The 13,731-nt window shown below is 68.6% G+C and carries 9 protein-coding genes; 7 read left to right on the forward strand and 2 right to left on the reverse strand.

What is annotated here, in order from left to right; all coding sequences use genetic code 11:
- Positions 1-2: 2 nt before the first annotated feature.
- Complete coding sequence (locus F3087_RS47260) at positions 3-590, reverse strand: TetR/AcrR family transcriptional regulator (protein ID WP_150407806.1); 588 nt, start codon at positions 588-590, stop codon at positions 3-5.
- A 296-nt stretch (positions 591-886) separates the two neighbouring features.
- Here F3087_RS47260 and F3087_RS42205 point away from each other — a divergent pair, with 296 nt between their 5' ends.
- Positions 887-2,740 (forward strand): alkyl/aryl-sulfatase, encoded by a 1,854-nt coding sequence (locus tag F3087_RS42205; protein ID WP_396897617.1) that lies wholly within the window; start codon positions 887-889, stop codon positions 2,738-2,740.
- Between the two features lie 287 nt (positions 2,741-3,027).
- A complete protein-coding gene (locus F3087_RS42210; protein WP_150407807.1) occupies positions 3,028-3,879 on the forward strand; it encodes a hypothetical protein in 852 nt (283 codons plus the stop codon).
- Between the two features lie 189 nt (positions 3,880-4,068).
- Here the strand turns inward: F3087_RS42210 and F3087_RS42215 are convergent, their stop codons facing one another.
- Positions 4,069-5,193 carry a BTAD domain-containing putative transcriptional regulator gene (locus F3087_RS42215; RefSeq protein ID WP_150407808.1) on the reverse strand — a complete coding sequence of 375 codons (1,125 nt, stop codon included), beginning with the start codon at positions 5,191-5,193 and terminating at the stop codon, positions 4,069-4,071.
- Positions 5,194-5,544: 351 nt separating this feature from the next.
- On the opposite strand from F3087_RS42215, the gene F3087_RS42220 reads away from it, so the two are divergent.
- The 5 genes from F3087_RS42220 to F3087_RS42240 form a co-directional block, all read left to right on the forward strand.
- On the forward strand, positions 5,545-6,477 hold the full coding sequence (locus tag F3087_RS42220; RefSeq protein ID WP_150407809.1) for a LysR family transcriptional regulator: 933 nt from the start codon (positions 5,545-5,547) through the stop codon (positions 6,475-6,477).
- An 88-nt stretch (positions 6,478-6,565) separates the two neighbouring features.
- Positions 6,566-8,257 (forward strand): AMP-dependent synthetase/ligase, encoded by a 1,692-nt coding sequence (locus F3087_RS42225; protein ID WP_150407810.1) that lies wholly within the window; start codon positions 6,566-6,568, stop codon positions 8,255-8,257.
- Positions 8,258-8,360: 103 nt separating this feature from the next.
- Positions 8,361-9,611: an NAD(P)/FAD-dependent oxidoreductase gene (locus F3087_RS42230; RefSeq protein ID WP_150407811.1), complete on the forward strand. Its 1,251-nt coding sequence runs from the start codon at positions 8,361-8,363 to the stop codon at positions 9,609-9,611.
- Positions 9,608-10,213: an SGNH/GDSL hydrolase family protein gene (locus tag F3087_RS42235; protein WP_150407812.1), complete on the forward strand. Its 606-nt coding sequence runs from the start codon at positions 9,608-9,610 to the stop codon at positions 10,211-10,213. The genes F3087_RS42230 and F3087_RS42235 overlap by 4 nt, the downstream gene beginning before the upstream one ends.
- A gap of 29 nt (positions 10,214-10,242) precedes the next feature.
- The coding region (locus F3087_RS42240) for a type I polyketide synthase (RefSeq protein WP_150407813.1) at positions 10,243-13,731 on the forward strand (3,489 nt) is incomplete at its 3' end.

Consider the following 13,731-nt stretch of genomic DNA (forward strand, 5'->3'; position numbering starts at 1 on the left):
CGCTACCCGGGTGGGGTGAGGAGTGTTCGGAGGGAGTGGCGGATGGCTGTGGAGGCGGCCTTCTGGGTCAGGCCTCGGCGGTCGGAGAGGTGGTGGCGGAGGGGCCAGGCGAGGGTGGCTTCGAGGAGGTCCAGGAGATGGTCGGGGTCCGGGTGGGGGAGTTCGGGGGCGAAGGTTTTGGCCAGGGCGGCGCGGATTCTGGTGTCGGTCAGGCGCATTCGGGCGTCGATGGCGGGGATGCGCTGGGATTCCAGGAGACCGAGGATGCGGGGGTTGCGTTGGAGGGTGAAGATGGCCTCGCTTTGACGCACGGCCGCGTCGATGCGTTGGGGGAGTGGGAGGTCGGGGTCGGGGTGTTCGATGAGGGCTTCTACGTCGGTGGATTGCTGGTCTACGGCGGCGATGCGCAGGTCGTCGCGGCCGGGGAAGTGGACGAAGATGCTGCGCTCGGAGACGCCTGCCCGGGCGGCGATGTGCTTGGTGGTGGGGTCGGTGTCGCCGTCGATCACGAGGGACAGGAGGGCGTCGACGATGGCGCGACGGGTTTGTTCGGGATTGCGTCGTCGCCGGGGTCGGGTCGCCTCGCTCATGGGTTTCATCCCACCACATCGTGACACTATTGCAGTCTGACTGCAATAGTGGGTAGGGTCGGTCGGGCTCAGCGGCCGGGCTGTGCTGATCGAGATGGGAGCGCGACGTGAACGGTGAGCAGGAGAAGGGCTCGGTTGCGCGGGTATCTCGGCGGGGTGTGTTCGGTGTCGGTGCGGCCGCGTTGGCCGTGGCGGGGACCGGGGTGGCGTTGAGCGGGTGCGGGGATTCGACGGCGTTGAATCCGTCGGCGACGCCGGTCGAGCCGAGCGCGCACGTCACCGAGGCGAACAAACGGATCGCCGGGACGCTGCCGTTCTCCGACGTCGCCGATTTCGCGGATGCCGACCGCGGGTGGATCGCGTCACTGGAACCCGGGGTCGTCAAGGACGACACTGGAAAGGTGGTGTGGGACAACGACTCCTATGGGTTCCTCCGGGAACCCTGTCCGCTGTCGGTGAATCCGAGCCTGTGGCGGCAGTCGCAACTGACCGTCAAACAGGGCCTGTACGAGATCGCGCCGGGCTTCTATCAGATCCGCGGTCTCGATCTGTCGAATATGACTCTGGTCGAGGGCAATACGGGAGTCGTCGTCATCGATCCGCTGGTATCGGCGGAGACCGCGGCGGCGGGGCTCGCGCTGTACCGCAAGCATCGCGGCGATCGGCCGGTCACCGGCCTGATCTACAGCCACGCCCACGTCGACCACTTCGGCGGCACCCTCGGGGTCACCACGAAGGAGGAGGTCGCGGCCGGCCGCTGTCCGGTGCTCGCGCCCTCCGGATTCCTCGAACACGCTGTGTCGGAGAACATTTACGCCGGAACGGCGATGGCTCGACGGGCCGCGTACATGTACGGAGCCGCCCTTCCGCGCGGTCCGAAGGGCCAGATCGGCGCGGGCCTGGGCCAGACGACCTCGGTCGGCACGATCACTCTGCTCGAACCGACCAGGGACGTCACCCACACCGGCCAGGAAGAAACGATCGACGGCGTGCGGATGGTGTTCCAGCTGACGCCGGGCACCGAGGCGCCCTCGGAGATGAACTTCTACTTCCCGGACCGCCGCATCCTCTGCATGGCCGAGAACGCCACCCACACCATGCACAACCTGCTGACCCTGCGCGGCGCACTGGTGCGTGACCCGCACGTCTGGTCCAGGTACCTGACCGAGTCGATCAACCTGTACGCGCGCAACGCCGATCTCGTGTTCTCCTCCCATCATTGGCCGATCTGGGGCACCGACAAGGTCGTCGAGTTCCTGTCCGTGCAGCGAGATCTGTACGCCTACTTGAACGATCAGACCCTGCGCCTGCTCAATCAGGGTTACGTCGGCAGCGAGATCGCCGAGATGCTGCAACTGCCGCCCGCGATCACCAAATCCTGGTCCACACATGGCTATTACGGCTCGGTGAGCCATAACGTCAAAGCCATCTACCAGCGCTACCTGGGCTGGTTCGACGGCAATCCCGCCCACCTATGGGAACATCCGCCGGTCGAATCCGCCAAACGGCACGTCGATGCGATGGGCGGCGCGACCGAGACCCTGAAGAAGGCGCAAAACGCCTACGACACAGGCGATTACCGCTGGGCTACCCAGCTGGCCAACTATGTGATCTTCGCCGACCCGCAGAACGACACCGCGAAACGCTTGCAGGCGAGCATCTTCGAACAACTCGCCTACGGCGCGGAGAACGCCACCTGGCGCAACTTCTACCTCAGCGGCGCCACCGAACTGCGCAACGGCTCGTTCGGCACACCGACCCAGGGCAACTCCCTCGGCCTGCTCGCCGCCCTCACCGTCGACCAGGCCTTCGACGCGATGTCGTTGCGCATCAACGGCCCCGCGGCCTGGGACACCACCATCACCTCCGACTGGCGCTTCCCCGACGACAACAACCGCCTGCACCGCGCCGAACTCCGCAACGGCGTGCTCATCCACTACGACCGCACCCCGGCCGACGGCCTGCCCGCCGCCGCCGCGACGATCACCCTGACCAGGGCCGCACTGGCGCGAACCCTGCTGGCCGGTCAGGACTTTCAGGCCGCCGTACTCAAGGGCGACATCGCCATCGAAGGCGACATCTTCGCACTGAAAAAGCTGAAGGACCTCTTCGACAAACCGGACCCGAACTTCGCCATCGTCACCCCGTGACGGTCTGTTCCCCACTCGACTGGGGAGCCCCGCGACTGGTCCTTCGTGACATGCTTCAGTCGGCTGTTCGGAAAGTGGCGGCAGACAGCGCGGACCTGCACGTGCGCACCACGTCTCGGTAGTTCCGGCTGCGCTCATCGCGCCGGTCCCGCGCGGAATTGCTTGTCGCGCTAGACGATTCGCGACTCGGCCGGGCGTGGTTGCGTGCCCGGCGGTGACTCCGTCGACGGCGGGACTCGGGATGCGGCCAGGCCGCGCAGCCGACGTCTACAGGGAGTGGTTGACCGATGCGAAAATCTGGCCCGATCACCGGATCGGTACTGATAGTGGCCGGGCTGCTGATCACCGGCTCGGCGGCGCAGACCACCGCGCACCCGAACACGCCGGAGAACACGTCGGACAACTCGTCGGCGCTCTCGATCAGTTTGCCGGACCCGACGTCGACCGAGCCGCCTCCGGCCGATCCGCTTCCGCCCGATCCGGCCCCGATCGACGGCGGCCTGCCGGACGACAGCACGACACCCGCCGATCCGCCGATCGCACCCTTGGACTCGACGCCGTCGGAATCGCTGGACTACACGCCACCGGCCGAAACCCCGGCGGACCCGGCGCCGATCGCGGACCCGGGCACGACCGATCCGCCGGTCCTCACCACGACGGACCCGCCGATCACCACCACGGATCCGCCGATCACGACGACGGATTCGCCGACGCCGACCTACACGACCGATCCGACGCAACGACCGCGGATAGAGCTGTCGATCGAAGTGACGATCCAGGTCCCCGGCTGGTCCCCGGCCCCGTGCGGCGTCTACTACTGCCCGAGTTCGACACCGTCCGTGTCGCCGACGCCGACGACTACGCGTCCGCTGGAACCTTGCCCGACCACATCGACCCCGTCGAGCACCCCGCGACCGACCACCTCGCCGCCGCGAACCACGTCCACCGTCCGCCTCCCACCCGGAATGTCCACCACGACACCGACATCCACCCCCACGCCGACCCCGTCATGCCGCCCCATCACCACAGTCCTTCCTTACCAGCAGCCGGCTACTACGACGCCGACTACCACCCCATCGCGAACCCCCACCACAACTCCCACCCGAACGACCACCCCCACACCCACCCCACGCAGATAAAAGAGAGCGCCGAAACCGACCACCGCCGCGGATTCCCGAACACGACGGGCAGTACGCGTCAGGGGGCGAGGAGCGGCTGGTGCGGATCAGGTCCGCGGTCGTTTCAGGTGTCGACCAGTCGGTCTCGGCTGAAACCAACTCTCGCCCCACCCACCAACGACCGGCTAACGACGCACCAACGAACCGGTCTCACCCCGCCGAGACCAGCGTGAACGTCAGCTCGTAGTCGCCGATCCGGATCACCGCCCCGTCGATCAGCACCCCGGTGTCGACGATCCGCAGCCCATCGACGAACACCCCGTTGGACGACAGCAGATCCTTGATCAGATAGGTCAGCCCGTTGTGCAGAATCGCCGCGTGATGCCGGCTGACCTTGCCGTGCTCGAGCACGATGTCGTTGTCCGGCAACCGCCCGAGCCGGGTGACCGTGCCGGTGAGGGTGTAGGTCTGGCCGGACCGTTCGCGCAGCAGCGCCGTCTGCGCACCGGAACTCTGCTCGACGATCGTCGTCGCCCCGATCGAGGCCGCCACCGCTTGCGCCCGGCTATCCAGGGGATCCTGCCGCAGGATGCGCGCTTCCAGTTCACGAATGGGCGGACTCGGATCGATACCGAGCTCGTCGGCCAGCGTCGCCCGCAACCGGCGCGCCGCATCGAGCGCGTCGGATTGCCGCCCGTCCACATACAACGCGGTGATCAGCTGCGCCCACAGCGGTTCGCGCAGCGGATAGTCCCGGACCAGCAGCGCGAGTTCGGACGCGACGAGTCCGGCCCGCCCCTGCGCGATGTCGGCCTCGGCCCGCGCCTCGATCGCGCTGAGTCGATCGTCGTCGAGCACAGTCGCGTACGCGTCGGCGAAGGCGAGGCCGCGCAGATCCGCGAGCACCGGCCCACGCCACTGCCCGATCGCATCGGAGAGCAACTCGCTGGCTTGCTGGAACTGCCCCGCGCTCAACGCCCGCAACCCGGCGTCCTTGCGCACCCGGAACCGCTGCACGTCACTGGCCTCGTCGGCCACCGTCACCCGATACCCGGTGCCGACCTGGGCCAGCACGACCCGGGCATCGATCCCGTTGTCCCGCAGCGGCTTCCGCAGATTCGAGACGATCGTGTGCAAACTCGTCCGGATGTCCGGCGGCGGGTTGTCCTCCCACACCGCCTGCGCCAGCGCCTCCACCGACACCGGCCGGTTCGCGTTGATCACCAGATAGGCCAGCACCGCCCGCTGCTTCGGCCCGCCGAGCGCCTGCCCGACGCCGTCGATGGTCAGCTCCACCGCGCCGAGTACGCCGAACTGCGCGCGCACCTCGGTCATGGCAGGTCTCCTCCCAACGGGCCGGCATCCATACGTCGTCTGTGAGCCTACCGAGCCCGGTGCCCGGCCTCGGCGCGCGAGCGCGAAACGCGCGTCGCCGAACCGGTTCGCGGCGGTATTCTGCCTGGCCCACAACGTTTTCCGGCGGTGCAGGGGAGTCGGGGGCTTGCCCCGCGCTGCCCGATCGGGGATGCTGGATGGTCACGGGATGCGACTTAGCATATTTCCCCGCCGGACCGGGGCGAGTTCACCCGCCCGCAACGGTCCCGGCAACATCCGTGCGATCGCGGTTCATCCGGGGTTACCCGACGCGGCCTACCTTTCGGGGTACGCGGAAAAGGAGCCTGCGGCATGGAGTTCCGACATCTGGTTTCATTCATCACGATTGCCGAAGAGCTACATTTCGGCCGCGCAGCGCAGCGCTTGCATCTCACGCAGCCAAGTCTCAGTGCCCAGCTACAGAAGCTGGAGAAGTCGTTAGGCGTGCAACTGGTGGCACGCAACTCGCACGAGGTCAAACTGACCCCGGCGGGCCGGGAGTTCGAGGGCCAAGCCCGCATCATCGTCGCTCAAATGGACCGAGCCGCCCAGGTCGCGAAGGCGACCGCGGAGGGGCGGGCCGGCACCCTCAACATCGGCTACAACCTGCCGGCCAGCAGACATGTGCTGCCCGACGCGTTGACCAAGATGACCGAGCAGCACCCCGACATCGTGGTGTCGCTGTGGGAGAAACGCACCGGGCCTCAGCTCGCGGCGCTCGCCGACGGCTCGCTCGACCTGGCCATGGTCTACGGCCACCCGAGCACCACGGATTTCCGGTATCGGCGCCTGCTGCACCGGGTTCCGCTGGTGGCGGTGGTCGGGCGGCGGCACCGATGGGCCGACCGGCCCGGCGTGCCGTTCGCCGAATTGGAGGGCCAGGAGTGTGTGCTGTTCGCCCGCGAACAGTGTCCGGCCATGTACGACTCGATCTTCCGGGCGGCGGCCGATACCCGGATCACGCTCTCGGTCGCGCAGACCGCGGATGATCCCGGTGCGACCGCGCACATGGTTTCGGTGCGGCCGCTGGTGGGGTTCGCCTCGCTGCCGCGCGCTATTTCGATGGGTATGGGCGCCCCGGGCAGCAGCTCGGTGGCGGTGAAATTGCTCGATCCGGTGCCGACTCTGGATTTGTACGCGGTGTGGCGTGCGGACGAGTCGAATCCGGCGGTTTCGCTTTTCCTGGAGTGCGTGGCATCCCCCGAACCGGCACGCATCGATATTGCCCGCGCGGTGTCGGCCTAGTCGCTTCGATAGGCCATGACATTCGCGCGGTAGGAACCGCGATATCGACCGGCCTGTAATTCGGGACGGGCGACCACAATTCGACACTGTGAACAAAGTGTCTGTCACCGCGGTGTCCAGCACCGAGAATGGAATCGACCTTCCGGACGACGCGAGTTTGTACTCGGTGATTTCCGGAGCGGCCGCCGAACACCCGCAACGGCTTTCGCTGTGCGGCGCGGACGGAACGCAACTCACCTGTGCCGACGTCGATCGGCAGGCCCGCGCGCTGGCCACCGAACTGGCGGCGCGCGGGGTGGCGGCGGGGGATCGGGTCGCGATCCTCGGCCGCACCAGCCTGGAGTGGGCGCTGCTGGATTGCGCCTTGCTCGCGCTGGGCGCCGTGGTGGTGCCGGTGTACCCGACCTCCTCGGCGGCGCAGATCGAGCACATCCTGTCCGACAGCGGCAGTGCGTATTTCGCCGCCGAGGACGAGACGGACGCGGTGCGGCTGAAGGCGGCCGGCGCCGAGCAGGTGTGGACGTTCGCGCAGCTCGCCACCTGGGCGAGCGGCGAGGTCGACCCGGGCCTCGCCGAGCGCGTCGCGGCGGTGCGCGCCGACGATCTGGCCATGATCGTCTACACCAGCGGCACCACCGGAGTATCCAAGGGCTGCTTGATCACTCATCGCAACATGTTCGTCTCCGCGGCCAACACGGTGCGCCAGACCGGCGCGATGTTCGACGGGACGACCGTGCTCGCGCTGCCGCTCTCGCACGTGTTCGGCCAGACCATCCTGTTCGCCTGCCTGGCCGGCGGCAGCCGCACGCATCTGCTGCCCGGCATCCCCGATCTGGTGCCGGTGCTGCCGACGCTGCGCCCGACCTTCCTGGCGCTGATCCCGTTCGGGCTGGAGAAGATTCGCAAGTATTGCCGCACGCTGCTGTCCGGCACCGAGGAGCAGGCGGCGGTCGCGCGCGGGCTGGAACTGCTGAATGCGCAAGCGACGCCGGAACTCTCGGATCATCCGGTGGCCGCGGCGCTCGGCGGCCGGCTGCGCTACGTCATCTCCGGCGGTGCGTCCCTTGACGATTCGACCTCGGGCTTCTACGCGGGCTTCGGTGTGGTCCTGCTGAACTGCTACGGGCTGACCGAGGCGGCGACCGCGGTGACCGTGAGCGCGCCGGAGACCAACCGGGTCGGCACGGTCGGCCGCCCGATCCCGGGGACGTCGGTGGCGATCGCCGAGTCCGACGGTGAAGTGCTGGTCGGCGGCCCGCACGTCTCGCCCGGCTACTGGGGTGCCGCCGCGGATCAGGCCGTGGTGGACCACGAAGGCTGGTTGCGCACCGGCGATATCGGCGAACTCGACGCCGACGGATACCTGCGCATCACCGGCCGCAAGAAGGAAATCCTGGTGACCTCCGGCGGCAAGAATGTCGCGCCGGCGCCGCTGGAAGACCGGGTGCGACTGCATCCGCTGGTGAGCAACTGCATGGTCATCGGCGACGGCCGCGACTTCGTCACCGCGCTGATCACCCTGGATCCGATTCAGCTGCTGCGCTGGCGCGAGCAGACCCCCGACGGCGATCTGTCCGCCAGCATCCAATCCGCGGTCGACGACGCGAATTCACTGGTCTCCCGGCCCGAGTCGATTCGGGCTTTCCGGATCGTAGACGGTGATTTCACCGTCGAGGACGGATTGTTGACTTCGTCACGGAAATTGCGCCGGGCCGCGATCGCCGCCGCATATGTCGCGGATATCGACGTCTTGTATCAGCCGCGGCAACCCGCTGTATAGGCGACACCGATCGCCCGATGAATTACGGCTTCCCCGGTGGTTATCGCCTCCGGCGGGCCACAGACTCAATTTCAGTATTCGACTACCGGAAAGTGATGCGAACATGTACGACGTCATCGTTGTCGGAACTCGGGTCGCGGGTTCTCCGCTGGCCATGCTGCTCGCCAGGAAGGGCTACCGGGTCCTCGCGGTGGACCGCGCCACCTTCCCCAGTGACACCCCCTCGACCCACTACATCCACCAGGCCGGCCTCGGCCTGCTGCAGCAGTGGGGTCTGCTGGACCAGGTCGTCGCCGCGGGCACCCCGGCGATCCGGCACCTGAACTTCTCCTACACCGACATCGTGATCAAGGGCTTCGCCGACGTGTCGGCCGACGGCATCGACGCCGTCTACTGCCCGCGCCGCACCGTGCTGGACAAGATCCTGGTCGACGCCGCGGGCAACGCGGGCGTCGAGGTGATCCACGGATTCACCGTCAACGAGCTGATTTTCGACGGCGACACGGTGGCCGGCATCCGCGGCCAGGTCGGCGAGGGCGCCGAGCAGGAGTTCCGGGCCAAGCTGGTGATCGGGGCCGACGGCTCGAACTCGACGGTCGCCAAGGCGGTCGGCGCCGAGGTCTACGAGGGGTCCCCGGCGGCCTGCTTCATCTACTACTCCTACTACGACGGCCTGGACTGGGGCATGCAGCACCGCACCGGTTTCGGCGAGCAGCAGTTCGCGTCCTGGCCGACCAACGACGGCCTGGCCCTGGTCGCGGTGATGCGCAAGCGGGACCGGTTCCGCGACTTCCGCACCGATCCCGATGCCGGCGTGCAGGAGATCGTTTCTCAGATCGACCCGGAACTCGGTGTGAGCCTGAAGGATTCGGGCAAGCGGGTCGAGCAGTTCCGGCCGATGCTGTACCCGGACAACTACCGCCGCCGCTCGTTCGGTCCCGGCTGGGCGCTGGTCGGCGACGCCGGCTACCACAAGGATCCGTTCACCGGCTGGGGCATCACCGACGCGTTCAAGTACGCGCAGCTGCTCTCGGACCTGGTGCACGAGGGCCTGTCCGGCGCCCGCCCGATGGCCGAGGCGCTGGCCGAGTACGAGCGCGAGCGCGACCTGCAGAGCGCGAGCACTTACGAACTGACCGAAAGCATTTCGGGCCTGTCGCTGTCGCCGTACTACGACTCGGTGTTCCGCGCCACCAGCTACGACGCCGAGTACACCAAGGGCTTCTTCGGCCTGATCGCCGGAATCTACTCCCCGGAGAAGTACTTCGGCGAGCAGGAGCTGGCCGACCTGTACGAGAAGGTCGACTTCCCGGCCGCCGCACGGCATGTCAGCAAGGACGGGATCTCCGCATGAGTATCCCCGGCCTGACGGCGTTGGGGGACAGCTTTGTCGAGGGCCGCGGCGACGCCGCGGCCGGGGGCGGCTACCGCGGCTGGGTGCCGCGACTCGGTGGCCAGCTGGGGCTGCGGCCCGCGGCGGTGCGCAACTTCGGCGTGCACGGCGCGACCACCGCCGTGGTGGTGGAACAGCAACTGCGCCGGGCGGTTTCGGCCCGGGCGGCGCTGTTCGGGGTCGTGGTCGGGGTGAACGATCTGGTCAGCGACTTCGATGCGGCGCGCTTCGAACGCAATCTCGCGACCATCTTCGGCACGTTGCGATCCAGTGGCGCAACGGTATTCACCGCGAGCTATCCCGATATCCCGGCCCGCCTGTCGGTTCCGGACAGTTTCCGCGCACTGCTGCGGGAGCGGTTCGATTTCGCCAACCTGGTGCTCGCCGAGGTCACCGCCGACACCGGCACGCTGCTGCTCGATATCGCGACCGAACCCGAGTGGGCGCTGCCCGAGGTGTGGACCGAAGACGGCCTGCACCCGAGCTCGCTCGGGCACCACATGTTTGCCGCGGGCGCGGCCGAGCTCATCGCGTCGCGTACCGCGACCACCGTCGCCGCCTGATCTTTCCATCCGGTTCGAGAGGAACTTTCGTGACAGACGACAGACGCCTGGCGCGCAACCCGATCGCCATCGTCGGGATGTCCGGGCTGCTGCCCAACGCGCACAACCATCGTGAGTACTGGCAGAACATCGTCGACGGCGTGGACTGCACCACCGAGGTGCCCACCTCCCGATGGAGCCTCGACGACTACTTCGATGCCGATCAGGACGCCCCGGACAAGACGTACTCGCGTCGCGGCGCCTTCCTGCCCGACATCGAGTTCGATCCGCTGGAGTTCGGCCTGCCGCCGAACCAGCTCGAGGTCACCAGCACGATGCAGACGCTGAGCCTCGGCGTGGCCAGGGACCTGCTCATCGATACGGGTGCGGTGGATTCCACCTGGTACGACCCGGGCCGCACCGGCGTGGTGCTCGGCACCACCGGACCGGTGCCGCTGATGCATCCGCTGGCCGCCCGGCTCTCCACGCCGGTGCTGAAGGAGGCGGCGCGCTCGGTCGGGCTCTCCGACACCGACGCGGACGCGATCGCGGACAAGTTCGTCGCCGCGTTCGCGCCGTGGGAGGCGAATTCGTTCCCCGGCCTGCTGGCCAACATCACCGCGGGCCGGGTCGCGAACCGGTTGGGCCTGGGCGGCATCAACTGCACCGTCGACGCCGCCTGCGCGGCCTCGCTGGCCGCCCTGCGGACCGCGATCGCCGAATTGCAGGACGGCCGCGCCGACATGATGATCACCGGCGGCGTGGACACCGAGAACACCATCTTCATCTACATGTGTTTCAGCAAGGTCGGGGCGTTGTCGTCGAGCGGGCAGATCAGCCCGTTCTCCTCGGACGCCAACGGCACCCTGCTCGGCGAGGGCATCACCATGCTGGCGCTGCGCCGGCTGGAAGACGCACGGCGCGACGGCAATCGGATCTACGCGGTGATCCGCGGCCTCGGCTCGTCGAGTGACGGCCGGGCCAAGAGCATCTACGCGCCGCGGGCCGGCGGCCAGCGGGTCGCGCTCGATCGGGCCTATGCCGACGCCGAGTGCTCGCCCGCCGATGTCGCGCTGATCGAGGCGCACGCCACCGGCACGCCGGTGGGCGACAAGACCGAGCTGACCGCGCTGAAAGGGCTGCTCGCCGACGCGACCTCGGAGCCCCGGTTCGCGGCGCTCGGCAGCGTGAAGTCGCAGATCGGGCACACCAAAGGCGCGGCGGGCACGGCGAGCCTGATGAAGCTGGCGTTCGCACTGCACCAGAAGGTGTTGCCCGGCACCATCAATGTGTCCGCGCCCAACGCGGAGATCGCCCCGGCCGACGCGCCGTACTACGTGAACACCCGCACCCGCCCGTGGATTCGCGACCCGCAGCGCCCCGTGCGCCGGGCCGCGGCGTCGGCCTTCGGGTTCGGCGGCACCAACTTTCACGTCGTGCTGGAAGAGGCCGACTCGACCCGCGACGAGCCGGTGCTGCACCGGACCGCCCGCGCGCACCTGTGGCACGCGCCCGACGTCGCCGGTCTGGTGGACGCGGTGCGCAGCGTCGACGCGATCGACGGCGGCGACATTCCGGAAGGCCACGCGCGCATCGGGTTCGTCTCGGTGGACGACGAGAACGCCGAGCATCTGCGCGGTCTCGCGGTCGACGAGCTGGTCCGCCGGCCGGACGCCGCGGCCTGGGATCACCCGGAGGGCGTGTACTTCCGCGCCGCCGCGCTGCCCGACCGCAAGGTCGGCGCGTTGTTCGCCGGGCAGGGCAGCCAGTACGTCGACATGGGACTGGATGCGGCACTGAACAATCCGGCGGTCGGCGCGGCCTTCGACGCGGCCAACGTCGCGTTCACCGGTGCGCCGGTGCGGGTTTCGTCGGTGGTCTTCCCACCGCCCGCGTTCGACGACGAGACCGCGCAGGAGCAGGAAACCGCCTTGCGCCGTACCGAATTCGCGCAGCCCGCGATCGGTGCGCTGGCGGCAGGGCAGTTCCAGGTGCTGACCGGGTACGGGTTCCGGGCCGACGGTTACCTCGGGCACAGCTTCGGCGAACTGACCGCGCTGTGGGCCTCGGGCGCCATCGGCACCGAGGAGTTCTTCGAGCTGGCCCGGGCGCGCGGCGTGGCGATGACGCCGGAGCCGGGTGTCGAGGCGGGCACCATGGTGTCGCTCGGCGCTACCCGGGAGGTCGCCGAGGAGCTGCTCGACGGCATCGACGATCTGTGGATCTGCAACCACAACGCGCCCGACCAGGTGGTCATCGGCGGTGGCGTCGAGGGCGTCGCCGCGGTGGTGGCGCGCAGCGCGGAGCGCGACGTGCGCACCCGGGAGCTGCCGGTGTCCGGCGCGTTCCACACGCCCTATGTCGGGCACGCGGTGGCCGAGTTCGCGAAAGCCACTGCCGCGGTGTCGATCGGGGTTCCGGACGCGCCGGTCTATGCCAACACCCCCGACGCGCAGTACGGCAGTGATGTCGCGGCGAATCGGGACCTGATCACCGAACAGCTCAGCAAGCCGGTCGAATTCGCGTCGGCCTTGACGGCGATGCGGGAGGCGGGCTGCACGGTCTTCGTGGAGTTCGGCCCGAAGCAGGTGCTCACCTCGCTGGTGCGGCGCACCCTCGGCGACGATGTGGTCGCCATCGCCACCGACTCGGGACCGATCGGCAACAGCGACCTCACCCTGGCGCGGGCCGCGGTCCGGCTGGCCGTGCTCGGCTTCGGCCTGCACGAGATCAACCGGCACGCCGCCCCGGAGGCGGTGCGGCACACGCCGAGTCGTCCGATGACCGTGACGATGTCCGCGCCCGAATACGTGCCCGAGAGTCGTCGGGCGGCGTATGCCGCCGTGCTCGACGACGGCTACCGGGTGAGCCTGGCGGTACCGGCCGCCGCCTCTTCTCCGGTCGACACCGTGGTCGATCGCCTGCCCGAAACACCGGTCGTGGCCCCATCTTTCACCGAAGCAACGGAGACCACCGTGTATCAACCCGCTGATTCCTACGACCCCGGAGCGGACGCGCTGGACAGCGCGCTGGTTCAGCATCTACAGACGCACCGCCAATTCCTCGACGGGCAGCTGGATATGGCCCGCGGACTGGCCGGCGTGCTCGGCAACGGTTCGCTGGACGACGCGATGGTGCGGGCGATCGAGGCGGTCAAGGACCACGGCGTCGCGATCAGCGAGAGCCACTCGCGGGCCAGCGATGTGCTCGCCCAATTGGCCGAGCTGGAAAGCGGTTTCGCGCCGGCACAGCGGGCGGCGGCCCCGGCCCCGCGCCGGGTGGAGTCGGCGCGGCAGCCGGCCATCGAGTCCGCGCCGCAGCGCCGGCCGCTGACCACCGCTCCGGTGGTGGCGCAGCGTCAACCGGTCGCGCCCGTGGAACCTGTTGCGGCTCCAATTGTTCCGGAGGTCCAGGTTGCTCCGGCGGTCCCAGTGAACGGCAACGGCAACGGATCGCACCCGCAGGTGGCCGAGGCCAACGGTCAGGTGACCGCCGATACGCTGCGCCAGGCGTTGCAGGAGGTCGTCGCGGAGAAGACC

Source organism: Nocardia colli (genome assembly GCF_008704205.1).
GTDB classification, from domain to species: Bacteria; Actinomycetota; Actinomycetes; order Mycobacteriales; family Mycobacteriaceae; genus Nocardia; species Nocardia colli.